This window comes from Streptomyces sp. NPDC045678, assembly GCF_056432085.1.
Genome location: NZ_JBWKJS010000010.1, coordinates 347,820 through 373,269 on the forward strand (window position 1 = coordinate 347,820; position 25,450 = coordinate 373,269).

Annotated in this window: 23 protein-coding genes and 1 pseudogene; 17 read left to right on the plus strand and 7 right to left on the minus strand. The window is 70.1% G+C overall.

Annotation, left to right across the window (positions count from 1 at the left end; genetic code table 11):
• Positions 1-24: 24 nt before the first annotated feature.
• Positions 25-1,176 (plus strand): annotated as a pseudogene (locus AC07DO_RS32720) (MFS transporter); the annotation flags it as partial.
• A gap of 148 nt (positions 1,177-1,324) precedes the next feature.
• On the opposite strand, the gene AC07DO_RS32725 reads toward AC07DO_RS32720, so the two are convergent.
• A complete protein-coding gene (locus tag AC07DO_RS32725) occupies positions 1,325-3,406 on the minus strand; it encodes a hypothetical protein (protein WP_479064836.1) in 2,082 nt (693 codons plus the stop codon).
• A gap of 142 nt (positions 3,407-3,548) precedes the next feature.
• Here AC07DO_RS32725 and AC07DO_RS32730 point away from each other — a divergent pair, with 142 nt between their 5' ends.
• The 11 genes from AC07DO_RS32730 (at position 3,549) to AC07DO_RS32780 (ending at position 13,604) form a co-directional block, all read left to right on the plus strand.
• Positions 3,549-4,070 (plus strand): HAD domain-containing protein, encoded by a 522-nt coding sequence (locus AC07DO_RS32730; RefSeq protein ID WP_479064838.1) that lies wholly within the window; start codon positions 3,549-3,551, stop codon positions 4,068-4,070.
• A 178-nt stretch (positions 4,071-4,248) separates the two neighbouring features.
• Entirely contained in the window at positions 4,249-4,860 is a 612-nt protein-coding gene (locus tag AC07DO_RS32735) for a hypothetical protein (protein WP_479064840.1), read from the plus strand.
• 152 nt (positions 4,861-5,012) lie between these two features.
• On the plus strand, positions 5,013-5,372 hold the full coding sequence (locus AC07DO_RS32740; RefSeq protein WP_479064842.1) for a hypothetical protein: 360 nt from the start codon (positions 5,013-5,015) through the stop codon (positions 5,370-5,372).
• Positions 5,373-5,518: 146 nt separating this feature from the next.
• The gene (gene argG, locus AC07DO_RS32745; protein WP_150175314.1) at positions 5,519-6,973 is read left to right on the plus strand and encodes an argininosuccinate synthase; all 1,455 of its coding nucleotides are present in this window, start codon (positions 5,519-5,521) and stop codon (positions 6,971-6,973) included.
• A gap of 320 nt (positions 6,974-7,293) precedes the next feature.
• A complete protein-coding gene (locus AC07DO_RS32750) occupies positions 7,294-8,499 on the plus strand; it encodes an acyltransferase family protein (protein ID WP_479064844.1) in 1,206 nt (401 codons plus the stop codon).
• Complete coding sequence (locus tag AC07DO_RS32755) at positions 8,496-8,978, plus strand: GNAT family N-acetyltransferase (RefSeq protein ID WP_479064846.1); 483 nt, start codon at positions 8,496-8,498, stop codon at positions 8,976-8,978. The genes AC07DO_RS32750 and AC07DO_RS32755 overlap by 4 nt, the downstream gene beginning before the upstream one ends.
• Before the next feature lie 65 nt (positions 8,979-9,043).
• Complete coding sequence (locus tag AC07DO_RS32760; protein WP_479064848.1) at positions 9,044-10,414, plus strand: hemolysin family protein; 1,371 nt, start codon at positions 9,044-9,046, stop codon at positions 10,412-10,414.
• On the plus strand, positions 10,411-11,460 hold the full coding sequence (locus AC07DO_RS32765; protein ID WP_479064850.1) for a hemolysin family protein: 1,050 nt from the start codon (positions 10,411-10,413) through the stop codon (positions 11,458-11,460). The genes AC07DO_RS32760 and AC07DO_RS32765 overlap by 4 nt, the downstream gene beginning before the upstream one ends.
• Before the next feature lie 123 nt (positions 11,461-11,583).
• On the plus strand, positions 11,584-12,465 hold the full coding sequence (locus AC07DO_RS32770; RefSeq protein WP_479064852.1) for an MEDS domain-containing protein: 882 nt from the start codon (positions 11,584-11,586) through the stop codon (positions 12,463-12,465).
• Entirely contained in the window at positions 12,465-12,884 is a 420-nt protein-coding gene (locus AC07DO_RS32775) for an ATP-binding protein (RefSeq protein ID WP_479064854.1), read from the plus strand. Before AC07DO_RS32770 ends, AC07DO_RS32775 begins: the two co-directional genes overlap by 1 nt.
• A 294-nt stretch (positions 12,885-13,178) precedes the next feature.
• The gene (locus AC07DO_RS32780) at positions 13,179-13,604 is read left to right on the plus strand and encodes a pyridoxamine 5'-phosphate oxidase family protein (protein WP_479064856.1); all 426 of its coding nucleotides are present in this window, start codon (positions 13,179-13,181) and stop codon (positions 13,602-13,604) included.
• Positions 13,605-13,632: 28 nt separating this feature from the next.
• Here the strand turns inward: AC07DO_RS32780 and AC07DO_RS32785 are convergent, their stop codons facing one another.
• A complete protein-coding gene (locus AC07DO_RS32785) occupies positions 13,633-14,448 on the minus strand; it encodes an SAM-dependent methyltransferase (RefSeq protein ID WP_479064858.1) in 816 nt (271 codons plus the stop codon).
• A 219-nt stretch (positions 14,449-14,667) separates the two neighbouring features.
• On the minus strand, positions 14,668-15,435 hold the full coding sequence (locus tag AC07DO_RS32790; protein WP_479064860.1) for an SDR family NAD(P)-dependent oxidoreductase: 768 nt from the start codon (positions 15,433-15,435) through the stop codon (positions 14,668-14,670).
• Positions 15,436-15,686: 251 nt separating this feature from the next.
• Here AC07DO_RS32790 and AC07DO_RS32795 point away from each other — a divergent pair, with 251 nt between their 5' ends.
• The gene (locus AC07DO_RS32795; protein ID WP_479064912.1) at positions 15,687-16,193 is read left to right on the plus strand and encodes a MarR family winged helix-turn-helix transcriptional regulator; all 507 of its coding nucleotides are present in this window, start codon (positions 15,687-15,689) and stop codon (positions 16,191-16,193) included.
• A 315-nt stretch (positions 16,194-16,508) separates the two neighbouring features.
• On the opposite strand, the gene AC07DO_RS32800 is transcribed toward AC07DO_RS32795, so the two are convergent.
• From AC07DO_RS32800 to AC07DO_RS32810, 3 genes are all read right to left on the minus strand, one after another.
• Entirely contained in the window at positions 16,509-16,979 is a 471-nt protein-coding gene (locus AC07DO_RS32800) for a DIP1984 family protein (protein ID WP_479064864.1), read from the minus strand.
• Between the two features lie 225 nt (positions 16,980-17,204).
• Complete coding sequence (locus AC07DO_RS32805) at positions 17,205-18,371, minus strand: hypothetical protein (RefSeq protein ID WP_479064866.1); 1,167 nt, start codon at positions 18,369-18,371, stop codon at positions 17,205-17,207.
• 173 nt (positions 18,372-18,544) lie between these two features.
• Positions 18,545-18,982, minus strand: a complete 438-nt coding sequence (locus tag AC07DO_RS32810) for a VOC family protein (RefSeq protein ID WP_479064868.1) — start codon at positions 18,980-18,982, stop codon at positions 18,545-18,547.
• Between the two features lie 54 nt (positions 18,983-19,036).
• Between AC07DO_RS32810 and AC07DO_RS32815 the strand changes: the two genes are divergently transcribed.
• Positions 19,037-19,861, plus strand: coding sequence for a 2-phosphosulfolactate phosphatase (locus AC07DO_RS32815; protein ID WP_479064870.1), 825 nt, complete (start codon positions 19,037-19,039; stop codon positions 19,859-19,861).
• A 162-nt stretch (positions 19,862-20,023) separates the two neighbouring features.
• Positions 20,024-20,476 (plus strand): cupin domain-containing protein, encoded by a 453-nt coding sequence (locus AC07DO_RS32820; protein WP_479064872.1) that lies wholly within the window; start codon positions 20,024-20,026, stop codon positions 20,474-20,476.
• Between the two features lie 286 nt (positions 20,477-20,762).
• Here AC07DO_RS32820 and AC07DO_RS32825 read toward each other — a convergent pair whose 3' ends face one another.
• Positions 20,763-21,947 carry a ScbA/BarX family gamma-butyrolactone biosynthesis protein gene (locus AC07DO_RS32825; RefSeq protein WP_479064874.1) on the minus strand — a complete coding sequence of 395 codons (1,185 nt, stop codon included), beginning with the start codon at positions 21,945-21,947 and terminating at the stop codon, positions 20,763-20,765.
• A gap of 565 nt (positions 21,948-22,512) precedes the next feature.
• Between AC07DO_RS32825 and AC07DO_RS32830 the strand changes: the two genes are divergently transcribed.
• Both AC07DO_RS32830 and AC07DO_RS32835 read left to right on the plus strand, forming a co-directional pair.
• The gene (locus AC07DO_RS32830) at positions 22,513-23,295 is read left to right on the plus strand and encodes an HAD family hydrolase (RefSeq protein ID WP_479064876.1); all 783 of its coding nucleotides are present in this window, start codon (positions 22,513-22,515) and stop codon (positions 23,293-23,295) included.
• Positions 23,296-23,836: 541 nt separating this feature from the next.
• On the plus strand, positions 23,837-24,499 hold the full coding sequence (locus AC07DO_RS32835) for a ScbR family autoregulator-binding transcription factor (RefSeq protein ID WP_479064878.1): 663 nt from the start codon (positions 23,837-23,839) through the stop codon (positions 24,497-24,499).
• Positions 24,500-25,450 lie beyond the last annotated feature (951 nt).

Consider the following 25,450-nt stretch of genomic DNA (forward strand, 5'->3'; position numbering starts at 1 on the left):
GCCGTCGACCCAGGGGACACCGCCATGCGCTCAGTGCTGCGGAACCGCACCTATCGCCGCCTGTTCATCGCCCAAGTCGTCGCCCTCACGGGCACCGGCCTCGCCACCGTGGCCCTGAGCCTCCTGGCGTACGACCTCGCCGGAGCCGACGCCTCCGCCGTCCTCGGCACCGCACTGGCCATCAAAATGGTGGCCTACGCAGGCCTCGCCCCTTTGATCAGCGCCTTCGCCGACCGCGTGCCGCGCCGCACCCTGCTGGTGACGATGGACGGCGTCCGGGCCGGAACCGCGCTCGTCCTGCCGTTCGTCAACCAGGTGTGGCAGGTGTACGTCCTCATCTTCCTGCTCCAAGCCGCATCGGCCGCGTTCACCCCCACCTTCCAGGCGACCATCCCCGAAATCCTGCCCTCCGAGCGCGACTACCTGCGCGCCCTGTCGCTCTCGCGGCTGGCTTACGAACTCGAGAGCCTGCTCAGTCCGGTCCTGGCCGCCGCGCTGCTCGCGACGGTCACCTACAGCTGGCTGTTCACCGGTACGGCGCTCGGCTTCCTCGCCTCAGCGGCCCTGGTCGTGTCGGTGGCGCTGCCCGCGCCGCGCCCGGTCGAGCGCGACGGCGGCGTCCACGGACGGGCGACGTTCGGCATCCGTCTCCACTGGGCCACGCCCCGGCTGCGCGCCCTGCTCGCGCTGGACCTCGTCGCGGCGGCCGCCGGAGCCATGGTCATCGTCAACACGGTGGTGCTCGTCAGGGAGCATCTGCGTCTCGGGGCGGGCGAAGTGTCGCTGGCCCTGGGCGCGTTCGGGGCCGGTTCGATGGTGGCCGCTCTGCTCCTGCCGCGGGCACTGGAGCGCTTCGGTGACCGAGGGGTCATGCTGCCCGCCGGGTTCCTGCTCGGCGCCGCCCTCGCCGCCCTCACAGCGGGCCTCGGGCACGGCATCCGGTCCTGGGGCGGGCTGCTGGCCGTCTGGGCGCTCCTCGGCGCGGGCTCGTCCACGGTCCTGACACCGGCCGGCGGGCTGATCCGCCGCTCCGCGGCGCCCGCGGATCTGCCGGCCGCGTTCGCCGCCCAGTTCGCGCTCAGCCACGGCTGCTGGCTGCTCACCTACCCCCTCGCGGGGTGGCTGGCCGCCGTCGCGGGGATGACCGCGGCGGCGGCGACGCTCACCGGCCTCGCACTCGTCGCCGCGACCGCGGCCGCGCTGCTCTGGCCGACCCACGACCCGGCCCGCCTCACCCACCTGCACACCGCCCTCCCCGCCGACGACCCCCACCTCGCCGACGCGCACGCGGGCCCCCACGGCTGGCGGCACGCGCACGACTACGTCATCGACGTCCGCCACCCGAAGTGGCCGACCCCCGGTCACGTACCGGGTCGTGCCGCGGGCCGTGCGCGTTCGTACTGGCGCCGACCTCGGCCAGCCCCTCGCCGTCCGCCAGACGTGCCCGCACCGTCACACGGGCGTCCTCGGGAGCCCGGACGGCCAGGGTGCGACCGCGCCGCTCCGCGTCGGCCTCCCCGGTGACCGTGATCCGGGTGACGTCGCGGCTGCCGGCGGCCAGGAGGTACCGGTGCCCGGAGCCCGCCGTCCACCGCGTACTCGCCACGACATGCTGGCCGAAGCGGCTGCACGCGGCCGTCGAGCGGGCCCGCCCGACGACCTTCGCCGGGGCCGTCGCGGACTCGGCGGGCGTACGGAACTGGAGCAGGACGCTCCCCGGCCCGCGCCAGGTCGAGGCGCGCGTGCACGACCACACGGCCCGGCCGCCGTCCTCCGGCAGCCTCTGATCGGCGAAGTCCCACTGGTTGACGGCCCGCACGCCGCGCCCGCGCAGTTCGGAGAGACGGCACGCGCCGCGGGCCCAGCTCCGCAGAGCCGTGCCGCTGGTGGCCTCGCGCGGCTGGCGGGCGGGTGCGCCGGTGCCGGGCAGCGGGGTGTAGCTGAGGTGTGCGGGAGCGAGGTCGCCGAGATCGGTGACGAGGAAGGCGTGCTTCTCCACGATGCGGGCGGACGAGCGCAGTTGGAGCACGGGCAGGCTGTCGCACGGGGCCGCGGCCGACGGTGCGTCGACGGCCGCGGTGAGGCCCTGACCGGACACGTCGAGGGGCCGGCCGGGGGAGTTGGGGCGCAGCAGATCGCGCGAGCGGGCCTCCGTGATCCAGGGAGCGGTGAGGTAGCGGACTCTGCCGTCCTTGCGGCTGACGGCGAGTGCCGCCGCCGTGGTCACGTCGGAGTCGTCGGCGCGCGAGAAATCCAGGGACGCGGGCTCGGTCGGGGACGCGGGTTCCACGTAGCGGACCACGCGCCTGCCGTCGTGGAACAGGACGACCGCCTCGCCGTCCACGACATCCGCGTACAGCAACTGGGTCGCCCTGGGCGGGGGTTCGGTGGTCGTTGCCCGGGCGGCCCCGACGCGGGTGCCGGGTGGGGGGTCGGTCCAGGCGGCGAGGGCGCGGGTGAGCAGCGCGCGGTCGTCGGCGCGGGAGCCGCGGGCCGGCCAGGCGCTGAAGTCCACCCGCGAGGTGTCGGCCCACACCTCCCCGGAGGTGCGGAGCAGTGCGTCGGCGCTGATCGCGGGGCGCCCGCCGGTCTGCCGTGTCGGCTTGTCGCCGGGGACCGGGACGGGACCGATCGTCAGCAGCGCCGCGCAACTGATCGCGGTGATGCCGGCGGCGCACCAGAGGAGCCGGAAGCGGCGTCGGCGGCGGAGCAGGTCGGTGGGCCGGGTCTGCACCGAACAGGCGTCGAACTCCTGCGAGCGCAGCAGCTCGCCCGCCGCCTCGCCGACCGTCTCCTCGACGCGGCGTGCGGCGCGCAGCGCTGCCTCCGGGTCGGGTACGTCGGCGGCAGTGAGCAGCTCCACGACCTCGGGGTGCGCAAGCCCGTCCAGCCTGCACAGCACGAACGCGGCGCGCGCGGGCGCGGAGAGCTCGGAGAGGACCCGCACCAGCGCGATCTCGTCCGTGCCGCCCGCGCGGGGGAACAGCCGCAGCCCCCAGACCACCGGAAGCGTCGGGCGCAGTTCGCGTGGCGGCGGCAGACGGTCCGGCCACCCGCGCGGCCGCCGCTCGTGGGCCAGCGCCGCGCACAGCACGCGCGCGGTCATGTACGCCGTGCCCGTCCTGGCGGGCTCCGCCGTCCCCCGCGGCCCGCCCCCGCCCCCGTCCGCGCTCCCCGTACGCGGCAGCGGAACCCGGGCCGTCGCATGCCGCACCCGAAAGCCCGGCAGGGCACGCTGTACCAGAGAATGCGCGGCGAGAACGCGGCGGTGCCGGCTGAGCCTGCCGGGCAGCGTGAGGTACGCGAGGCGTACGAGTCGGGTGTACTGGTCGACGATGACGGCCTCGGCATGGTCGAGGGCCACGGGCTCGAACGCCTTGGCCCGGCGCCGTTGCGATGTGCTCATCGATCGAGGGACCTTCCGAAGGCTGAAGGTGTTACGTCCTGACCTCCGTCAAACGAGTGAATCGTGCGATGGTCACAGACGGGCCGTGAGCAGGGAGGACGACACCGGTGAAGGGGCCGGCCCGGGCAGATAACGTGCCCCCGTGACCAGCCCGCAGCAACGCCCCCTCCTCTTCCTGGACGTCGACGGCCCGCTCGTACCGTTCGGCGCGACACCGCTAGAACTGCCCGGCGGATACCCGACGTACCGCGTCGGGGCCGAGCCCCGGGAGGCCGCCGCGAACCCCTTGCTGTCGAGGGCCGACCCGCGGCTCGGACCCCGACTCCTGGCACTGCCGTGCGAGCTGGTGTGGGCGACCACGTGGATGTCGGACGCGAACGCCTACGTCGCCCCGCGGCTCGGACTGCCGCAACTGCCGCTGGTGGACTGGCCGGAACCGACGGACGAGGACGAGCGGGGTGGACTGCACTGGAAGACCCGCACCCTCGTCGCGCACGCGGCAGGTCGCGCCTTCGCGTGGGTCGACGACGAGATCACCGCGGCGGACCGGGCCTGGGTGGCGCTCCACCATCCGGGGCGTGCCCTGCTCCACCGCGTGGACGCGCGACACGGCCTCCTCGATGCGGATTTCCGTGCCCTGGACGCGTGGCTGCGCGCGCGGTGACTCCCGGGCGGCGGATCGCTGTTGCCGTTCGGTGACACCGGGGACAGAGCTGTGACGTGGCGAAGGGCAACGAGCGGGTGGGGTCGCGGGTCGTATGGAGCGTGGGATCAAGGCAGCGGTTTCTGACGCACACATGGTCCCGGTACAGCACGCCGACCGCATCCGATGGGGGAACACAATGGAGATCAACAAGCGCGTGAACAAGGGACTGCTCGTGCTGGGAGCCGCGCTGGCCGCTGCCGGCGTCGCCGCGAGCACCGTGCCGGCCGCCGCGGCCGACACCCCCCGCTTCCTGTCGCCGAGCGAACTGCCGCCGCACGCCTCGTCCTCCTGGACCGCCGGGCCGGTAACGGCGGGTCAGCCCGACCCGCTGCCGATGTGCGTCGGCGAGGCCCTGCCGTCGATCTCGGTGCACCGCACGTACCGGACCGACCTCGACACCAACGCCCTCCAGGTGACCGTGGTCGAGCGCAGCGAGCAGCGGGCCAAGGACTTCGCCGCCCTGCTGCGCAAGAACCTCGACGGCTGCGCGGAGTCGGTGATGAAGCAGTACCCCGACATCACCGCGAAGCAGAAGTACTACGGAAAGGTGAACGCCGAGGAGGGCGCCCACGTCTACGGCGTCCACACCACCGCCACGTGGGGCGCCTCCGACATCAACATGTTCTCGGTGGGCCGCGACGGCAACACGGTGACGCTCGTGAGGTGGGGCCAGATGGGCAACTTCGCGAACGCTCAGGCGGCCGATTTCAAGACCACGACCGCCACCGCCGTGAACAAGCTCTACTGATCCGACCTCGGCTCTCCCACCACGGAGTGGGAGAATCGGCCGACCGGGGAGAAGCCGGGGGCGGTGTGGCGCCCGGCACCCGGTCGTGGGGAGGAACGACGGTGGTGGAGTGGCGGTACATCGCCAAGGGAGCAAGGGCCGTCCCTGAACCCATGGCGACGCCGTTCGTGTGGACGACGGCCTGTTCGGGCTCCCTTGTGCTGGTCATCGCGTTCGACCTGCTCGGCGCTCTCGACCGCACGGGCCTCGCGCTCGCGGCGCTTTCCGTACTGGCCGCGCTCGTCGGGACGCTCGGCCGGTTCGTCGCGGCGCCGGGCACGGCCCTGCTCTGCTGGGCCCTGCTGAACGTCTTCGCCGCCCACCCCACCGGGGAGCTCTCCTGGGCCGGGCACCGGGACCCCGGCTGGGTGGCGTGCCTGCTGGCCGCCGCCCTCATCGGAACGGCGACGGCCCGGGTGCGGTACGCCCGGGCCGCGTACCGCCGCATCACCCCGTTCGACGGCGCCGCCTGACCCTCGTACCCCGCTGGACGCGCCGTCCGGCCGGTGCAGGGTCAGCCGGCGCTCGGGGCGGCAGTGCCGTCACGTTGTCCACGTCGTCGCCGTGGCCGCGCTCACCCGTCTTTGCATGACCATGCGCGATGATGCATACTCTTCCTATGTCTAAGGTCCTCACCTCCCTCCCCGCCGGCGAGCGCGTCGGCATCGCCTTCTCGGGCGGTCTCGACACCTCCGTCGCGGTCGCGTGGATGCGCGACAAGGGCGCCGTCCCGTGCACCTACACCGCCGACATCGGGCAGTACGACGAGCCCGACATCGCCTCGGTGCCCGGCCGCGCCAAGACCTACGGCGCGGAGATCGCGCGCCTGGTCGACTGCCGTGCCGCGCTGGTGGAAGAGGGCCTTGCCGCGCTGACCTGCGGGGCGTTCCACATCCGCTCCGGCGGTCGCGCGTACTTCAACACCACGCCGCTCGGCCGCGCCGTCACCGGCACCCTCCTGGTCCGCGCGATGCTCGAGGACGACGTCCAGATCTGGGGCGACGGATCGACCTTCAAGGGCAACGACATCGAGCGGTTCTACCGGTACGGCCTGCTCGCCAACCCGCAGCTGCGGATCTACAAGCCCTGGCTTGACGCCGACTTCGTCACCGAGCTCGGCGGCCGCAAGGAAATGTCGGAGTGGCTCCTCGCCCACGAGCTGCCCTACCGCGACAGCACGGAGAAGGCGTACTCCACCGACGCCAACATCTGGGGCGCCACCCACGAGGCCAAGACGCTGGAGCACCTGGACACCGGCGTGGAGACCGTGGAACCCATCATGGGCGTGCGGTTCTGGGACCCCGAGGTCGAGATCGCCGCCGAGGACGTGACGATCGGCTTCGACCAGGGCCGCCCGGTCACCATCAACGGCAAGGAGTTCGCCTCCGCCGTCGACCTGGTGATGGAGGCCAACGCCATCGGCGGCCGCCACGGCATGGGCATGTCCGACCAGATCGAGAACCGGATCATCGAGGCCAAGAGCCGCGGCATCTACGAGGCGCCCGGCATGGCCCTCCTGCACGCCGCGTACGAGCGACTGGTCAACGCGATCCACAACGAGGACACCCTCGCCCAGTACCACAACGAGGGACGGCGCCTCGGCCGGCTGATGTACGAGGGCCGCTGGCTGGACCCGCAGGCCCTGATGGTGCGCGAGTCGCTGCAGCGCTGGGTGGGCGCGGCCGTCACCGGCGAAGTCACGCTGCGGCTGCGGCGCGGCGAGGACTACTCGATCCTCGACACGACGGGACCGGCCTTCAGCTACCACCCGGACAAGCTGTCCATGGAGCGCACCGAGGACTCCGCGTTCGGCCCGGTCGACCGCATCGGCCAGCTCACCATGCGCAACCTCGACATCGCCGACTCGCGCGCCAAGCTGGAGCAGTACGCGGGCCTCGGCCTGATCGGCACCGCCAACCCGTCCATCGGCGCCGCCCAGGCGGCCGCCACCGGTCTGATCGGCAGCATGCCGGAGATGCCGGAAGGCGGCGCCGAGGCCATCGCCTCCCGCGGCCAGGTCTCCACCGAGGACGCGGCGCTCGACCGCGCGGCGATGGAGTTCGGCACGGACTGACCGCACGCAGCGAGGGCAGCGGACCGCCCGCACGACCGACGGCGGATGAGGCCGGCACGACACCGGAAGGTGTCGCGCCGGCCTCATCCGTTTCGGGAGCGCTTCTGATTCGTTGACGTTTTCGTGGGTATCCGGGGGCAGTCGGCGTACGGCACCTGTCCCGCGGGACGCCCGATCCACGTGGAGAAGCCCACGACCAGTGGGGTTTTACGCGACTGTAGAAGTATGGCTAGGGTGCCGGAGACGTTCTGCGACGGCGTATCACCCGCACTCGGAGCAAGACGCGATTTCGCAGGCTCAGGTTCACTGTGGGAGGCATCTTGAGTGAGACCGCACGGCCAACAGGCCGTCATGCGTTGGCGCTGCCTCCCCAACAGCCCACGCTGCGCAGGCATGCCGCCGCGAGCCCCGCCGCGGACACGGCGAAACCGGCCAAGCAGCGGGACTCGTTCTTCGACAACGCCAAGTACCTGGCGATCGTCCTCGTCGCCATGGGGCACGCGTGGGAACCGCTGCGCGGCGACAGCAGGGCCGCCGCCGCGCTGTACATCACCGTCTACACGTTCCACATGCCGGCGTTCATCGTCATCTCCGGCTACTTCTCCCGCAGCTTCGACGCGAGCCCGAACCGGATCCGCCGCCTCGTCACGGGGATCGCCGTGCCCTACGTGATCTTCGAGATCGCGTACACCTTCTTCAAACGGTGGGCGGGCGGCGACCCGGACTACCCCATCAGCCTGCTCGACCCCTGGTACCTGACCTGGTTCCTGGCCGCGCTGTTCATCTGGCGCCTCACGACCCCCCTCTGGAAGCTCGTGCGACGGCCCCTGCCCATCGCGCTGGCCATCGCCGTCCTCGCGTCCGTGTCGCCCGACATCGGTGACGACCTCGACCTGCAGCGCGTCCTGCAGTTCCTGCCCTTCTTCGTGCTCGGTCTCGTCCTGAAGCCGGCCCACTTCCAGATGGTGCGGCGCCGCGAGGCACGGATCCTGGCCCTGCCGGTCTTCGCCCTGGCCCTCGCCTTCGCCTACTGGGCGGCCCCGCGCATGAACGCGGCGTGGTTCTACCGCCGCGACAGCGCACAGGAACTGGCCGCGCCCGGCTGGTCCGGCGCCGTCATGACCATCGGTCTCTTCGGCTGCTCGCTGATCCTCGTCGCCTGCTTCTTCGCCTGGGTGCCCGGGCGGAAGCTGTGGTTCACGGCACTGGGCGCCGGAACGCTGTACGGCTACCTGCTGCACGGCTTCCTCGCCAAGGGATCCCGCTTCTGGGACTGGTACGACGCCGCCTGGATCCACCGCCCGCTCGGCGAGATCACCGTGACCCTCCTCGCCGGAACGGTGATCACACTGCTGTGCACGCCGCCGGTGCAGCGCGTCTTCCGCTTCGCCATGGAGCCGAGGATGACCTGGGCCTTCAGACAGGACGCGACCGCCATCGCCAAAGGGAAGGGGCTGGCGCAGGTGCAGGGACAGCAACAGAAACAGAAACAGCAGGACGAGAGACAGAAGGAACCGGCCGAGTGAATCCTCCGGCCCGGCCTCCCGCGGTCCACTACGAGAGCGTCGTCGAGACGCTGCCCGCGGGACGCCGGGTCGTCGTCGTCCTGGACCGCGACGACCGGCAGGTGGGCAGCCTCGAATATCAGGTCTGCCACCCCTGCCGGCTCGGATACATCGGCAGCGTCGCCGTCGCCACCCACTGGCAGGGCCAGGGCATCGGACGTCATACCGTGCACCTCGCCCTCACCGCAGGCGACGGCTACACCTGGTCCACCTCACGCCAGTCGTCCGTCGGGCGCCGCTTCTTCGCCACCATGGAGGACGAGACGGGGGTCGCCTTCCCGTCCTGCGGAACGCGGTGCCCGCACATGGACCCCCGCATGAGCCCGGGCCCCCTCGCCGACGGGTCCGACCGCCGCATCGGGTGGCACGCCGCGCTGCGGCGGCGGAAAGTGATCAGGGAACCCGAGGACGACCAGGACCGTTGTCCTGAAACACCCTGAACGAGGAGCACCGCATTGTCCGCCCCACCGACGGACCCCCCACAGCTCTCCCCGCCGACGCGCCGATGAGCGCTGCCCTCGGCCTGCTGGCCGTCTTCGTCCTCACCGCCGGCACCGGATACTTCGTGGCGCAGGAATTCGCGTACGTCTCCGCGGACCGCCTCGCCCTGGCCCGCGAGGCCGCCGCGGGCGACAAGCGCGCGGCACGCGCCCTGCGGGTCCTCGAACGCCTCTCCTTCATGCTGTCGGGCGCGCAGCTCGGCATCACCGTGACCGGCCTGGTCGTCGGCTTCATCGCGGAACCCTCCGTGTCCGCCCTGCTCGGGCCCGCACTCATCGGTATCGGCATCCCCGAAGGCGCCGTCGGTGGTATCTCCGTCGTCCTCGCCTTCGTCCTGGCCACCGTCGTCCAGATGGTCCTGGGCGAGCTGGCTCCCAAGAACCTCGCGCTCGCCGTACCCGAACGCCTCGCCAAATCCCTGGCCGCCTCCACCCTCGCGTATCTGAAGGTGGTCGGACCCGTCGTGCGGATCTTCGACAGCGCCGCCAACCGGCTGTTGCGCCGCGTCGGGATCGAACCCGTCGAGGAGCTGCACCACGGCGCGACGCTGGAGGAGCTGGGCCACCTCATCGGCGAGTCCCACGCGCAGGGCGAGCTCCCCAAGGACACCGCGACGCTCCTCGACCACGCCCTCGGATTCTCCGACCGCACCCTCGACGAAGTCATGGTGCCGCGTGCCGACGCCGTCTTCGTCCGTAAGGAGGCGAGCGCCGCCGACGCCATCGAACTGATCGCCGAGCACGGCCATTCGAACTACCCCGTCCTCGGCGACCACCCCGACGACATCGGCGGCGTGCTCGGCGTCCGCGAGCTGACGCGGCTCACCGCGGCGAGCCTGCCCGGCACGACCGCGGCCGCGGTCGCCCGACGGCCGCTGCTCCTGCCGGACACGCTCGAACTGCCCGACGCCGTCGAGCAGATGCGGCAGCGCGACGACGAGTTCGCCGTCGTCCTGGACGAGCACGGAGGCGTGGCGGGCATCGTCACGTACGAGGACATCGCCGAGGAACTCGTCGGCGACATCGCCGACGAGAGCGACACCGTCGTGGAACTGGCCGTCGCCGACGGACGGGGCTGGCTGGTGGACGCGGGCCGCCGTCTCGACGAGGTCGCCGAGGCCACCGGGATCGAGCTGCCCGAGGAGGACGACTACGACACCGTCTCCGGATTCGTGGTCGACCGGCTCGGCCGCTTTCCATCCGTGGGCGACAGGCTCATCGTGCGGCTGCCCGACGGGGACTCCGCGGTGATCGACGTACGCACGCTGGAGCGGCACGTCGCGGAGCAGGTGCGTCTGGAGAGGCTCCCCGAGGCGCTCCCTGACGTCCCCCCGGCCGACAGAGACCGGCCTAACACCGAGGAGCCGAGCGCATGAGCTTCCCGATGGTGCTCTTCCTGACCGTCCTGCTGCTGATCGGCAGCGGCTTCTTCGTGGCCGCCGAATTCGCACTCGTCGCCGCCAAACGGCACCGCATGGAGAAGGCCGCGTCCGACGGCCGGCGCGGCGCCGGGGCAGCCCTCGCCGGCATGCGCGAGTTGTCCCTGATGCTCGCCGGCGCACAGCTCGGCATCACCGTCTGCACCCTGGGCCTCGGTTCGATTTCCAAACCGGCGATCTCGCACGCACTCGACCCGCTGCTGCACCGTTGGGGCCTGCCCAGCGGCCTCAGCTACGGAGTCTCTTTCGCCTTCGCGATGACCGTCGTGGTCTTCCTGCACATGGTCGTCGGCGAAATGGCGCCCAAGTCGTGGGCCATCGCCCACCCGGAGCGCTCGGCCATGCTCCTCTCACCCGCCTTCCGCGCGGTCGTCAAGGTCGTCCGTCCGCTCATCGGACTGCTCAACAAGGTCAGCAACGCCCTGGTGCGGCTGTGCCGCGTCACCCCGCGCGACGAGCTCGCCCCCGTCCACGACCGCGAGCAACTCACCCATCTCGTCACGGAGTCCGCACGCCTCGGCCTGATCAGCGAGCACGACTCGGAGCTGATCACCAACTCCCTCACCGAGCCGAACTCACCGGTCGGCGACCTCCAGACACCGGCCGGACAGATCACCTCGGTCCCGGCCGCGGCGGGCATCGACGACATCCTCGCCACGGCCGCCGCACACGACCGCAGCCGCCTCCTCGTGTTCGCGGGCCCCCTGGTCGTCGGGTCGGTGCACGCCCGCGACGCCCTGATCGCCCGCGCCCGTGAGCGCACCGAGGTCACCGCGCGCGAACTGGCACGTCCCGTGCCGGAACTGGCCGCGAAGGACACCGTCGGCCACGCCATCGAGCAACTGCGCAGGCACCGCGCCTCCCTCGCCGTCGTCAGCGACGACACGGGCCGCCTCACCGGCATGGTCACGCTGGACGACCTGCTGGCCCGATTGATGCATGCCCCTTCACCGCCGGTCGGAACACGGCAGGAATCCGCGTAGCACCGTTCACTTCCGATCACTGTGTGTGGTGACGGACCGGAGCAGCGGACAGGTCGCTATCGTGGCTGCCCGTGCCCCAGAAGGTGTTCCCTGGCGGTCCATTCGAAGACTTGGGGGTGAACCATGGCCGCTGCTGACGACGCGGCATCTGTCGGCACGATGCCAGTGCAGCAACTCCGGCCGGGAGATCACGCGTTCGTCAGTTACGCGGACGACGACGCGGGCCGCGACGTGGTCACCACGTTCGCGTGGACGGGACTCGCCCGGCGCGAGAAGGTCATGGTTTTCTCCTCACCGCAGGTGGACGAGGGCGAGGTGTGGAACAGCCTGGACGCGCCCGGCCCCCTCCTGGGGGCCGCCCGCGAGCGAGGCCAGTTGGTGGTCAGCAGCATGCGCACGCTCATCCACCCCGCCCCGCACTTCACCCCCGAGCGCCAGTGGCAGCGCATCGAGGAGGAGACGGGCCGCGCGCTGCAGGAGGGCTACCGCGGTCTGCGCACCTATATCGACATGCACTGGGTGGCGGACCTCGACGCCGACATCGCGGTGATGATGCACCGGGAATCGCACGCCCAACACCTGTTCACCGACCGGCCGTACACCGAGATCTGCGCCTACGACAGCCGGTCGTTCGCCCCCGACGTCCTGACAGCCATGCACCGAGCCCACCCGTGCCGACTGCTGTCCCGCCTCGGAGAACTCCACGTGGAACAGTCGCCCGGCACCGTGCGCCTGGCCGGCGAGGCGGACGTCGCCACTCGCGAAGAGTTCCTCGCCGCCGTACGCAACGGACTCCAGCGCACGGCGGACAGCCGACGGCTGACGCTGGACATGTCCCAGCTCATCTTCCTCAGCGCCGCCTGCGCCGTCGACCTGCTGCGTCTGGCCGCGTCCTGCGAGGACCACGGGATCCGGGCCCTGTGCCATCCGACGGGCGCCCGCATACTACGCAGGGCAGGCGCTGAGAACATGCCCAACCTGCTGCTCAGCGAGGTGACCCGCTGATGACGTCGCCCGGCCCCGCCGAACCGCCGAACGCCCCTTTGCTGGAATGCCCCTTCACCCAGGACGACCTGCCGCGCCTGCGCATGCTCGTCGATCAGTACGCGGACCGCGAAGGGCTGCCCGAACCGCAGCGGGGCGATTTCATCGTGGCCATCGACGCGGTGGCCACGAACGCCATCGCTCACGCGGGTGGCGGCGGCACGCTGACACTGCAACGCGTCGACGGCCACCTGGAATGTCACATCCACGACTCCGGCCCCGGCTTCACCGCGGACGTCATCCCTCCGCTGGCCCCGGGCCTCGGTGACCCCGCCAAGGGACGCGGACTGTGGCTCGCCCGCCACATCACCGCGTACTTGAGGGTCTCGGCCGGCAACCTCGGAGCCGTCGTCACCCTCGCCATGCGCCTGCCGCACTGAGAGCCGTCACCGCTCGAAGTCGACGTCGAAGCCCTCGGGGGACGGTCCCAACGGCCGAACGAGTCGAGCCGGCCGCCCACGGCGGAGTGGACGAGGTGGTCGATGTCGAGCGGCGCGGGCGTGCAGCCGCCCGGCAGGTTTCGGTAGGAGCTCAGGTGCACGGCCGAGCAGGCTCTACGGAAGTGACTTACGGGGGGACGGAATACGCCTGTCGGCGGACGAGTTGATGACCATTGCCGCACCTTGCGCAATCACCTGCGCCATCATCCGGTACCGCTCGACAAGGAGACCCGCATGCCCCTGAGTGTCGAAGAGCGCGAACTGTTCCTGGCCGAGCCGCACATCGGAGCGCTGGCCGTGGCGGCGGAGGAGGGACGGGCGCCGCTCACCCTGCCGATCTGGTACCAGTACGCGCCGGGCGGCGAGCTCTGGGTGATGACGGGCCGCCACTCCAAGAAGGGACGGTTGATCGAGGCCGCGGGACGTTTCTCGCTGATGGTCGACCGTCTGGAGCCGACCATCCGCTACGTCTCCGTCGAGGGGCCCGTGGTCCGCACCGAGGAGGCGACCATCGAGCAGCTGCGAGAGATGTCGGCGCGTTATCTCGCGCCCGAGAAGGTCGAGCCGTACATGGAGTTCGCCTCCAAGGACCACGGCGAGCAGGTCGTCTACTACCTGCGGCCCGAACACTGGTACTCGTCGGACCTCGGAACCGTCTGAACGAGGACGGGAAGGCGAACGGGAACGGTCACGGCTTGCGGGCGAGCCCGCCGTGCTCACCGATGGGCTCGGCGGCGGGAGCTCCTGCCTCCGGACGCCAGAAGGGAACCGAGACGACGCCGGGCTCCAGCAGCTCGAGCCCGTCGAAGAACGCCTCGATCTTGTCGACGGGCCGCAGGAAGTACGGGACGGCGCCGGTCTCGTTGTAGGCGTCCTGCGCCCGTTCGTAGGCGGCGTCGATGCCGCGCGAGCCGTCGTTGATCGAGAGGTAGCTGCCGGAGGGCAGGCCGTCCAGGAGCCGGGCTACGATCGCGCGCGCCTGGTCGTAGTCGGCGATGTGCCCCAGGATGTTGCTGAGGATCAGGGCGGTGGGGCGGGTGAGGTCGAGCGTCTCCGCGGCGGCCGCCAGGATGCGGTCGGGGTCGGCGAGCTCGGCGTCGACGTAGGCCGTCGCGCCCTCGGGGGTGGAGGTGAGCAGGGCGCGGGCGTGGGTCAGGACCATCGGGTCGTGGTCCACGTACACGATCCTGGCCTGTGGGGCGAGCCGCTGGGCGACCTCGTGGGTGTTGTCCACCGTCGGCAGTCCGGTCCCGATGTCCAGGAACTGTCGGATGCCCGCCTCGGTGACGAGGTGCGTGATGTTGCGGCGAAGGAAGGCGCGGCTGCTGCGGGCGACGGTGACGATGCCGGGGAAGACGTCGCTGTACGCGTCACCGGCCGCCTCGTCGACGGGGTAGTTGTCCTTCCCTCCCAGCCAGTAGTTCCAGATCCGGGCCGAGTGCGGCACCGAGGTGTCGATCTTCTGGTGCGCCGCCGGACCGGGCGTCGTGGCGTGGTCGGTCATGGGTACCGTCCGTCTTTCAACCGTGGCGTGGACTGTTCAACACACAACTTACGCTGCAACGGCGCTGTTCCGCACACAAGTTCATGCACGCCATGTCACGGACGCACGTTCACGACATCGGTGTACGCCGACGGAGCCGGTGCATCCACCGGCTCCGTCAGGTTCGGTCGGGTTCCGTCAGGTTCCGTTCACTCCGTCGGCCCACTGCGGGGCGTGCGCTCAACTGGTCATGTATGCGCCGCCGTTGACGTGCAACACCTGGCCGGTGATGTGGCGTGCGCCGGGGGAGGCGAGGAAAGCGACCGTCTCCGCGATGTCCGCCGGTGAACCCGCGCGGCCCGTGGAAGTCGCCGCCACGAGCTCCTCACGCCGCTCGTCGGGGAGCCGGTCCCGGAAGAACTCGGTATCCGCGATGTAGCCGGGTGCGACAACGTTGGCGGTGATGCCTCGGGGGCCGAGTGCGCGGGCGAGGTCCAGGTTCCAGGAGGCGAGCCCCGCCTTGGAGGCGCCGTAGGAACCGGCACCGGACCCCCGGGACGCGGCGATCGACCCGATGTGGACGACCGCCCCACCGTCCGCGAGCCGTCCGTCCAGGGCCCTGGTCGTCAGCGCGGCACTGAGGAGGTTCGCGTCGAGGTTGGCGCGGAAGGCCTGCGCGTACGCGACGAGGTCGGCCGCTCCACCGACGCCGAGCCCCGTCTTGCCCCTGCCCTCGCCCTCGTTCTCACTGTCGAAGTCGGTGTTGCCGCCGGCGTTGTTGACGAGGACGTCGACCTGCTCGGGGAGTTCGGCGAGGAGGGCGGTGAGCGCTTCGGGGAGGGTGTGGTCGCACACCACACCGCGTACGCCGATCTCCGCCGCCAGTCGGTCGAGGGGCTCACGGCGGCGCCCGGTGACGAACACGGAGTCGCCCTGCTCGGCGAAGAGGCGGGCGGCGGCGCGGCCGATGCCGGTGCCGCCGCCGGTGATCAGGATGGTGCGTGTCATAAGCTGAACTCCAACATCCGTTGAGGCCTAAATTTAGAGCTAAACGTAAACGTACCATTGGTGGTCCGAGAGCCCGATGGTCCGAGGGCCCCCGAAGGTCCGAGGGCCCGAAGGGCGAGGGTTGAGAGGCAGGCGCTGGCGTGGAGGAGACAACGGGCGGGGCGGCGGGGTCCGAGGTCGGAGCCCGGAAAGCGGAGGGTGAGGGCGGCGCCCCCGCGGCGACCGGGACCGCCGCGTACACCGCACGGGACATCGCGACCGCCTGGGAGCGCGAGCGCCCCGGCACCCCCGCCACGTCGATCGGCATCGTCACGCCGATCTGGCAGCTGGCCAAACTCTTCGGTGACGACCGGAGGCGTGTCCTCGCCCGGGCGGGTGTGGACACCGCGACGCTGGACCTGCTCAGCGTGTTGCGCCGCAGCGGTACGCCCTACACTCTGACCACCCGTGAACTGGGCCGGCTCTCCATGGTCACGGCGGGCGCCGTCTCGCAGCGTGTGGCCCGCGCCGAACGCGAGGGCCTGGTCACCCGTCGCCCCGGGGAGGGCAGGCCTCGTACGGTCGAGGTCACCCTGACCGAGGCGGGCCACGCACTCGTGGAGGCGACGGTGGACCAAGTACTGGGCAGGGAGGCCGACTTGATCAGTGGCCTCACCGCCGAGCAGCAGACCCGGCTCACCGAACTCCTGGGTGTCCTTCTGCAGGACGTCCAGCGGAGTCTGGGGGACGAGCGGATCACGCAGGTGGGCCAGCTCTGAGACTGCGTGGCCGACCGCGAAACGGCCGACCGTGAAACGGCTGACCGCGAAACGGCCGACCCCGAAAGGTCGGCCGCTCGGTGAAGGGTCTCGATGATGGGGGTGCCCCGAACCCGCCCTCACTGCCCGGATCTGCACGTGGTGATGTGTTGTGCATGGTGCACTGTCACCTGTACGCGGTGCGGAGCTGCACTGTCATCGGGGAGTCGAACCCCCGCGTTGCTCTTCACGCGCCAGGAGTGGGCCGGAAACCGCCGGCCCTCGGTGTGTGCACGCCTCCGGAACAGCTACCTGCTCCCCACCATCTGAACCGACTCAGTCCAGCAGGTCGACCTCCCAGTTCGCGCGCTGGATCCGTACGTCGATCTCGCGGATCTCGCGGGCGAGCGCGTCCGCCTGTCCGCGCAGCTCCGCGACGGGGAGGGCGGAAAGCATCACCAGCTCGGACCGCAGCTGCCGTCCGTAGCCCCGTTCGCCCGTGCCCGCCGCCGCGTCCGCGGCCGCGGTGACCACGGAGTGGCGCAGCCGCAGCACGTCCCGGCGCGCGAGCGCGTCGGTGAGCGTGCCGTCCTCGCCCAGGTCCGCGGAGGCATTGGTCCGGTTGATCCGCCGGATCAGCGACTCCAGGTTGTCGAGCACCTCGCCGGTCTCGGCCAGCAACTGGGCCGCGTCCTCGGGAGGCGTCTCGCCTTCCTGGTAGCGCGCACTGCTGACGACGCGCGATCGCAACTGTTCGACGCGACGCGTCGCTTCAGAACGCTCTGCCAGTGCTTCGGCAAGCTTCACTTCGATCCCCCCGTTCTTGCTCTCTGTTCTTGTTCTCCGAGCTCGAACGAGTATATGTATCCAGAAGCCGCTGGATCGCCGCCGTGCAGGGTGAGGACGAGGGTGAGGGCAGGGGCGGTGGAAGTGGCGCAGTAAGGGGCGCCGTAAGGGGCGAGACGATCAGGCGTCCGTCCGGCATCCTGCCTGCGTGTTCTGTCCTCGAGACCCTGGTCTCGAACGCGCCGTCTACTTCTTCGGTTCCCGGAAGCGGCCGAACGCCTTGGTGAAGGCGCTGAGAGGCGAGCCCGCGCCCCCATCCGTTCTGCCCTGTCCAGGCGCGGCCGTCGTGACGGGCGTACCGTCGCCGCCCGTCACCTCGGCCAACGCGGCCTGCGCGGCTTCGGCGGCCTCCCGGTACAGGTCACGCGAGGTCGTCATGGCGTCGAGGGCCTCGGCGTACTTGGTGACCATGTCCTGGGCGTGGGTCAGTTCCTCGTCCGGGGTGAGCAGGTGCCAGCCCTGGCGCAGCCGCGTGAGGGCCTGCTCGGCCTCGGTGGGCAGCGGGCGGGGGAGCGCGGCGAACTCCTTGATCCTGTCGAGGAGTTCGGTCGGCTCCGAGCCGTCAAGGAAGACCGTGCGCACCGTGAACCGCTCCGCGTCGTACTCCGGGTTCGGCGGTGCCGTGGGAAGGACGACGGCGCCCCCGCGAGGCATCCGCACGCTCAGTTCCCGCTTCATCGCGAAGTCGGCGATCTGCGCCTGCTCCGGCGTGCCCCGGTGCTCGACGACCTGGTGGCGCAGGCTCGGCGGCAGGAACGTCGAGACCGGCTGCTGCCCCTTCGCGTCCGGCGTCATCGCCTCGTGCACGACGACATGGATGTACCAGCTCTGGCGAGTGCAGTCCCGCAGCAGGTGGCGCAGCTCGTCGTCGTCCTTCGGCAGGTGATTCGTCGTCCGCAGACGCAGGTCGGACGTCACGTCGTGGTCCCACGGAACCAGGTCGCTGTCGGGCCAGAACATGGTGGCGGGCGAGGGCCAGTGCGCGTCCCACGCCTGCTCCGCCTCGGCGGCGAGGACCCAGGTGACGCCGCCCTCGCCGTCCTTGCGCCGGGTCTCGGCGTCGTACGTGGTCAGCTGGGCGCGCACCGTGACATCTTCGGTCACATGCCAGCGGGCCTCGAAGAGCCGGCGGGCCGAGGGCCCCGGGTCGGCGGACTCGTCCCGCGGATGCAGGACGGTGGAGCGGGCCGCCTCCACGGGGTCGAGGTCCAGGAAGTCGTCGAGCACCCCGGCCGCCTTGAGGGCGATCAGGTTGCGCCGGACGTCCTGCTCGGGCTCGGGCCCGAGATGGCGCCCGCGCCCCAGCCACGCGGTGTCGGGGGCGGTGGTCGAGGAGCTGCTGTTCTTGGCCATGGATTCGTTCTGTAGGTGATCGGGGCCCGACCAGTATGGTCCGTGATCCTGTCGGGGGAAGAGGGGCAGGGAGAGCTGCGTCACGGTTGAGGCGCTGTCGCTCGATCCCTCCTGCCCCACAACGGCCGACCAATGCGGGCCGGGGAGTGACGGCTGCGGGACTGCCCGACCGGTCAGGGTGACGTGGTGGGTGCTGGCGCGGAGGATGTACGTGTGTCAGGAGTCGTGGGCGCCGTGGTGGCGGCCCGGTCGGACTCACTGCGCAGGACACAGAACTCGTTGCCCTCGGGGTCCGCCAGCACGGCCCACCCCGACCCGTCCGGTTCCCGGCGGTCGACCACCAGGGCGGCACCGAGCCCCATGAGCCGTTCGACCTCGGCCTCACGGGACGTCTCCGGACGCAGGCAGAGGTGGAGCCTGTTCTTCGAGGCCTTCGGTTCGGACACCTGATTGAAGAACAGGATCGGACCCTCCGGCAGCATCACCTGGGTCTCCTTGTCGCCGGGCCTGTCCTCCGGGTGGAGCGGACGACCGGTCACCTCGCTCCAAAACCGGGCAAGCTCATAGGCGTTGACGCAATCGACCGCTACGTTCTGCAAAACCGAAACCATGGAGCGAGCCTGCCCCACCCCACCCCGCGCGGCAAGCAGGCACGATCATCAGTCATGAATGACTGGTATCTGCAGAGGCCCCACGGGGTCCGGTTCGACTGGGGTCCCACAGGAGCGGAACGGCTGGCGGCAGACGTCGCCTGCCTCGTGGTGGTGGACGTACTTTCGTTCACGACGTCGGTGACGGTCGCCGTAGAAGCGGGAACGCGGGTCTTCCCCTACCGTTGGCGGGACGAGACGGCAGCTGTTTTCGCCGAGCAGATGGGCGCGGACCTGGCAGTCGGACGCCGGATGGCCACGGCGACAGCGCCGTGGTCCCTCTCCCCGGCGGCACTCCGGCGAGCCCCGCACACGCCCCGCCTGGTACTCCCCTCACCCAATGGCTCCGCCATCGCCGCGTCGGCCGGCGACATACCCGTGGTCGCAGGCGCCCTCAGGAACGCCACAGCCGTGGGTCGGTGGCTTGCCCGCGAGGGTTATGGGACCACGGAACGCCCCGTAGCGGTGATCGCCTCCGGCGAACGCTGGCCGGACGGGAGCCTGAGGCCCGCGATAGAGGATTTGTTGGGAGCGGGAGCGATCATCGGCGCGTTGCATGAGCTGCATGAGCGGAACCGAGGCCATGACCGTGACCGTGACCGTGGCCGTGGCTGTGGTCATGGCGACGACGCACGCGCCTTGTCGCCGGAAGCGGCAATGGCGGCGGCCGCCTTCCGGACGACACCGGACATCGCCACCGCTGTGGCAGAGGGGGCCTCCGGGCGTGAGCTCGTAGGCGGAGGCTACGCCGAGGACATCACCGTCGCGACGGAAGGGGACGTCTGCACAGCGGTCCCCGTCATGGCCGCCGACGGGGCGTTCGCGCCGGCTGTTGGGTGAGGCGGGGGCCGATGGCAGACGGTGGGAGGAGGCGAATCAACAGCTTGGGCGGGGGCTCGTCGAACGGAGGCTTGCAGTTCCGGCAACTTAGGTTGCTGTTGCGCCTAAATGGCAGCAGGCTGTTGCGAAGTCAAGAGGACTTGAGAAGCAGGGAGTTGCAGCATGAACACCGCCACGGGCGACAGCGCAGCGCGAAGCGCGGATGGTGCGGGCAGTGAGGGACCGCTGGGCAATCGCGTCCACCATGTCCGAGCCGGCGAGTTGGACGGTTACGCGGCCATCAGCGGAGGCACGGTCGGCTCGAAGAAGCTCTGGATGGGTTTGGTGGAGAACCCGCCGCTGAGTGCGACGGACAACCATCACCACGGCGCGTCGGAGGCGGGCATCTACGTGGTGAGCGGCCACCCCGTGTTCGTCTACCACGACGGCACGAAGGAGGTACGGGTCGCCGCGGGCCCGGGAGACTTCTTCCTGGTCCCTCCGTTCGTCCCGCACCGGGAGGAGAACCCGGACCCGGACGAGCCGGTGGTGGTCGTGATAGCCCGGACCACGCAAGAGCCGATCAAGGTCTCTGTGCCGGAGCTTTATCAACTGTCCGAGGAGACGGCACAGTAGAAACGCGCGGACAGGAAAGCTGATGGCGGGCCGACCGAGGGTCGGCCCGCTTTCTTCTTTCTCGATGCTGCCGGTGGCACCGAAACGCCGGGCGTAGGGCAGTGGAATTGCACGGGTGAACTGATCAATTTCCGACACCCGAGTCATGGATCATCTTCGGTGGCTGAACCGTAGGTGAACTGAACTGCACGCCCGCGGCAAATTCCCACTTGTTCTCGGTGGTTCTCGCTGGTTCCCGCTCGTTCCCGGTTGCGCTCCTGAATTGGGTGGGTGTCGGGGTGCGTGGTCAGAGCCGGGTGTGGATGAGGGTGGTCGTGTGGGTGGGGCGGTTGTTCTGGTGGCTGGTGACGGTGTGGGTGGTGGTGTTGTGGGTGTGCGTGGGCGGGGAGGTGGTGACAGTGGTGGGGGTGGTGAATTCGACGTAGTGGTGGAAAGTGGTGTGGGTGTGGGTGAGTTGAGTGGTGGGCGGGTGTGGATGGGTGGCTTGGCGAGCGGCCTCGATCAGGACCATGCCGGGAAGGTGGTCGCCGTCGTGGTCGAAGAGGACGGGGTGTTCGGGGTGGGGGTTGAGCCGGTAGGCGCGGGGTTGGTGGGTGGGGGTGAGAACCAGGTCGCGGGAGTGAACTCGGCCGTAGATATAGGGGTCTTGATTGGTGGGCGTGTGGACGAGGGCCGCGAGGGTGTGGGTGGTGGGATCAGTGGTGTTGTCGGGGTTACTGGCGGTGCGCATGCGCCGGTAGGCGGCGGGTGAGATGCAGGTGAAGTGGCCGTGACCGGTGGAGAGGGTCTGGCCTTGAGGGTTGGTGATGGTGAGCGTGATGGTGAACTGAGGGCTGCGGCCGGGCCGGGAGAGGGTGGTGTGCAGGGTGAGGTTGGTGGGGGTGCTGCCGATCGCGAGGTGCTCGGGGTGGGTGGTGACCGTCATGTCCTGCATGACGAAGTGGTGGCCGAGGGGTATGCCATGTTCGGCGTGGGCGAGGTAGATGCCGGTCTGGCGGAGGGTTTCGCAGGCCTGGAGGTGGTCGTGGCGGCCGTCGAGGGTGGTGAAGAAGGTGTGGGCGCGTGGCCATTGGCCGCTGAGGACGTAGGTCTCGGGGCCGGTCTTCTCGCAGCCGGTGAGGAAGACCTCGGCGAGCGCGGCGCGGTGCACGTATTCGGCGGGGACGGTGGTGGTGAGGCGGGGCGGGGCGGCTGCCGCCTTCGCGGTACCGGTCCGACGGGCGCGGTCGGGGGTGGTGGAGCCGTCTGTGGCGGGCCTGTCCGTGGCGTCGGTGGAGTTGTTCGCGGCACCGTTCACTGTGCCGACGTCGGTGCTGGCGCTGAGGTCGGTTGTGGTGCCATGTGTGGTGTTCTGCGCGGTGTCGTGGGTGGTGTCGCGGACCGTGGTCCTGACGGTTGTGCCGTCCGTTGCCGTGTTGCTGTTGGTGTGGGTGACCTGGGCGTCTTTCGGCAATACGAGACTGCTGCTCATGAACCTCTCCCCCGGAGGCGAAATGAAAGTGACGCCATAACATACATACCTACCGGTTTCCTTTACAAGGGTTGGTGGTAATTACACGCGGCGGGTCGGGAGGTATTCGGATTCCAGTATTCCGCTGCAACGGTTTCCCGGATGAGAGTAGGTTTTCGGGATTTCGTTACGCTGGGTAGTTGCGTTCCTGGTGGGAGGGCAGTCCGGGCTCGGCTGGCAGGAAGTGCCGGGTGTGTGGGGTCAGAGGTGAGGGGTCGGTTTTCAAGATGAAGGGGAATTCGATAGTCCGTTTATTCAATGGAAAACAGGGCGTCCGGTTCTCTTGTTATGCTTTCGCGCCGTTGGCGTAGAGGGGCGGGCAGGCGGGGCAGTGCGATGTCGGCCCGTTGACCGTCTGACGGTCGGTTCGACTGTTGGTTCGGCTGTTGGTTCGGTCTGCCTTTGTCTGTGCTGCGCGTGGGCGGGGGCGGAGGGCAGGGATAGGGGGCCGCGGGGTGGATTGGTCGGCGGCGTGTACAGGTTCGGTTCGTGTCGGGTTCGTTGTTGATGTGAGGGCGGGGTCGTGATGACGGGTCGTGAGGGTTCGTTCGGAGCAGGTGCGCACGAGGCTGGTTCGGTCGAGGTTGACGCGAGCGCGGGCGCCGGCGCGGGCGGGGGATTGGGCCATCTCCGGTTGGTGGCGGTGAATATCGACGGGGTACTGCTGAACGACAGCTTCGGCCCGGTGATCCGGCGGCTGGTGGAGTCGCGGGGCGGGGTGTACGGGCCGGACCTGGAGCAGGCGCTGTTGTCGCAGTCGCAGATGGTGGCGGCGCGGGCGGCCGCGGAGGTCCTGGGGGGCAGTGCGGAGGATTTGTTGGCGGCGTACTTCGAGGAGCGGGAACGGTACGTGGCGGAGCATCCGGTGCGGGTGCTGCCGGGGGCGCGGGAGTTGCTGGAGCGGTTGCGTGGACTGGGCGTGTCCACGGTGTGTTACGGAGGCTTGGAGCGGAAGCACTTCGACCGCTACCTGGGTGATGTGGCGGGATTGTTCGACGCGCCGGGATACGTGTGCACGAACGACTTCCGGCCGGGGATCCGGGAGATCACCGAGGACGTGTTCGGACTGCGGCTGGACCAGGTGGTGTTCATCGATGACGTGGCGCGGGTCGCGGAGGCGGCGCGCGAGTTGGGGGTGGCGTTCATCGGGCACCCCAGTGACTACGACGACGGTTTCCAGCGGCCGTTGATGGAGCGGGCGGGGGCACGGCACGTGGTGCGCTCGCTCGGGGAGATCGATGAGGAGTTGCTGCGGCGCGTGGACGCGGAGGCGGCGGTTGGGCGCAGTTGGCCCGAGCGGGGTGTGTAGCGAGAGGTTGTGGCGAGGCCAGGCGAGTCGGACGGGATTGTTCGGTTGGCGTGGCTGGTGGGTGTGGGGGCTGTCTGCGGTGTGGGTGGCCCCCTTTGGGGTGTTCTGCGGGGGTTCCTCACCCGTCTGGCCGGAATGTTGCTTGTTGCGCTGTGCCGCGCTGGTCTTTTGTGGTGGCGGGCTGGCGGGAGCGCGGGCCTGCTGGGGGTGTGGCGAGGCCCAGGGCTGCCTGCCGATTGCCCCTGCGCTGTGCACCTGACGTAACGGCACATCAGCACATGGGTCCTGCGGGTGTATTGCTCGGTCGGCGGTCGGCGGTCGGCGGTCGGCGGTCGGCGGTCGGCGGTCTGAGGCCTGAGGTCTGAGGCCTGAGGCCTGAGGCCTGAAGGTCTGCGGTCCGGGCTGTTGTCCTCTGTTGGGCTGTGGTGGGGTGCGGTGGTTGGGGGGTGTGGTGAGGTGGGGTGGGTAGGGTACGTGCACGGCGGTTTCTTTTTGGGCCCGCTGCCTTTTTGATGTGGGTTGTGGTGGCGGGAGGTTGTGGGTGGCGCAGCAGGAGCGTGCTGTTCGGACGCGGCGGGCGGTGTTGGAGGCGGCGGCCGTCGTGTTTGCCGAGCATGGGTATTCGGCGGCGACAGTGTCGGACATTTTGCAGGTGGCGGGGGTGACAAAGGGGGCTTTGTATTTCCATTTCGACTCGAAGGAGGCGTTGGCTCGGGGGGTGCTGCAGGCGCAGGTGGCGTTTGCGGGGCCGGCGCAGGAGTTGAAGGTGCAGGAGTGGGTGGACGCGGGGCTGCTGCTTGCGCATCGGTTGCCGCGGGATCCGGTGGTGCGTGCGGGGGCAGTGTTGTCTTCGGATCCGCAGGGGCGGGAGCACTACGGGAGTGCGTGGCCGGCGTGGATTGAGTTGTCGGCGCAGACGTTGGCGGAGGCGAAGGAGCGCGGGGAGGTTTTGTCGCATGTGGTGCCCCGGCAGACGGCGGAGTTGATCGTGTCGTCGTTTCACGGGGTGCAGTTGTTTTCGCAGCTGGAGTGTGGTCTGGCGGATGTGGAGCGGCGGATCTCGGTGCTGTACGACCACGTGATTCCGGCGATTGCGGTTCCGGCGGTGTTGGCACGGTTGGATCTGGCGCCGGATCGGGGAGCGCGGTTGTATGCGCAGGCTGTGTCGGTTCCCCAGCCGTCTCTGGTGCCTACGAACGGCTGACGCTCACGGCTTTAGGGCCCCTTGTGCAGGTTGGCCTGCCCGGCTTTGTGGCGCCTTTCGCCGGCTGACCCTGCTGGCCTGATCCCGGTCTGTCCGGAGCTCCCTGTCTGCGTGGGGTGGGTGCGGACCTGGGGTGTAGTTGTGGCCGGTGCGCGTGTCTGTTGTGCTGTTTGAACGAGTTGCCCTGTCGGGTGTCCTGGTCCTGTCTGGCCCGGTCTTCTCTGCTCCGGCTGTGTGGCTCCGCTCCCGCGCCCTGATTGGCTTTCGCTCCACCCCCTGGCCCGGCTGCGGCCCGCCATGCGCTGCCCTGCGTCACCCTCTGGCCGTGCTGCGCACCAAGCGCGCCGATCTGCCCTCCGCGCAGACACGGCAACCTCCCGCAGTAACCTCCGCCCCCCGGCACCCGTACGTACCCGCGCCGGACCGGGGCGGGGCGGCGGGGGTGCGGCCGGGGCGCCTGCCCTCGCCTGCCTTTCCTGTCCGGCCGAACACCGGAGCATTCACGGGCCGTTGTGTTTCCGGGGCCGCACGGCACCCCCGGGCTGAACGCTGCAGCATCCCTGGGTCGCTGCCCCTCGGGGTCGAATGCCGGGTCCGGTTGAACGGCGTACCGTCTCCGGTCTGTTGTGCTCCCGGCCGAGCGTGGTGCCGGGCCCCGGCCCGGACGGCGTCGGCTGTGCGGTCCGGGGGTTGTGTGTTCTCTCCCGTCGCGCGTGACCGTGTTCCGCGTGCCCGGCCCGCCGCCCTCCGGGGGGCTCTCCGCGTTCCGTTGAGGCCGGCCTACCGCCCCCCGGGGGTCGGCCGTCCCTGGCCCTCGGTCGCGCCCGGGGGTCCCGGCCTGTTTCCTCGGGTTTTCGGGTTGTGGGTCTTGGTGTTGTGGTGGGTGGGTGGTGGGGGGTGTGGGTGGGTGTTTTCTTGAGGTGTGGTGGAGGGGTGGTGGGTGGAATGCCG

What these genes read in the sequence shown, in the direction of transcription:
- AC07DO_RS32725 (WP_479064836.1), bottom strand. Translation starts at nt 3,406, where the DNA reads ATGAGCACATCGCAACGGCGCCGGGCCAAGGCGTTCGAGCCCGTGGCC.
- AC07DO_RS32735 (WP_479064840.1), top strand. Translation starts at nt 4,249, where the DNA reads ATGGAGATCAACAAGCGCGTGAACAAGGGACTGCTCGTGCTGGGAGCC.
- AC07DO_RS32740 (WP_479064842.1), top strand. Translation starts at nt 5,013, where the DNA reads ATGGCGACGCCGTTCGTGTGGACGACGGCCTGTTCGGGCTCCCTTGTG.
- argG (WP_150175314.1), top strand. Translation starts at nt 5,519, where the DNA reads ATGTCTAAGGTCCTCACCTCCCTCCCCGCCGGCGAGCGCGTCGGCATC.
- AC07DO_RS32760 (WP_479064848.1), top strand. Translation starts at nt 9,044, where the DNA reads ATGAGCGCTGCCCTCGGCCTGCTGGCCGTCTTCGTCCTCACCGCCGGC.
- AC07DO_RS32765 (WP_479064850.1), top strand. Translation starts at nt 10,411, where the DNA reads ATGAGCTTCCCGATGGTGCTCTTCCTGACCGTCCTGCTGCTGATCGGC.
- AC07DO_RS32770 (WP_479064852.1), top strand. Translation starts at nt 11,584, where the DNA reads ATGGCCGCTGCTGACGACGCGGCATCTGTCGGCACGATGCCAGTGCAG.
- AC07DO_RS32775 (WP_479064854.1), top strand. Translation starts at nt 12,465, where the DNA reads ATGACGTCGCCCGGCCCCGCCGAACCGCCGAACGCCCCTTTGCTGGAA.
- AC07DO_RS32780 (WP_479064856.1), top strand. Translation starts at nt 13,179, where the DNA reads ATGCCCCTGAGTGTCGAAGAGCGCGAACTGTTCCTGGCCGAGCCGCAC.
- AC07DO_RS32785 (WP_479064858.1), bottom strand. Translation starts at nt 14,448, where the DNA reads ATGACCGACCACGCCACGACGCCCGGTCCGGCGGCGCACCAGAAGATC.
- AC07DO_RS32790 (WP_479064860.1), bottom strand. Translation starts at nt 15,435, where the DNA reads ATGACACGCACCATCCTGATCACCGGCGGCGGCACCGGCATCGGCCGC.
- AC07DO_RS32805 (WP_479064866.1), bottom strand. Translation starts at nt 18,371, where the DNA reads ATGGCCAAGAACAGCAGCTCCTCGACCACCGCCCCCGACACCGCGTGG.
- AC07DO_RS32810 (WP_479064868.1), bottom strand. Translation starts at nt 18,982, where the DNA reads ATGGTTTCGGTTTTGCAGAACGTAGCGGTCGATTGCGTCAACGCCTAT.
- AC07DO_RS32815 (WP_479064870.1), top strand. Translation starts at nt 19,037, where the DNA reads ATGAATGACTGGTATCTGCAGAGGCCCCACGGGGTCCGGTTCGACTGG.
- AC07DO_RS32820 (WP_479064872.1), top strand. Translation starts at nt 20,024, where the DNA reads ATGAACACCGCCACGGGCGACAGCGCAGCGCGAAGCGCGGATGGTGCG.
- AC07DO_RS32825 (WP_479064874.1), bottom strand. Translation starts at nt 21,947, where the DNA reads ATGAGCAGCAGTCTCGTATTGCCGAAAGACGCCCAGGTCACCCACACC.
- AC07DO_RS32830 (WP_479064876.1), top strand. Translation starts at nt 22,513, where the DNA reads ATGACGGGTCGTGAGGGTTCGTTCGGAGCAGGTGCGCACGAGGCTGGT.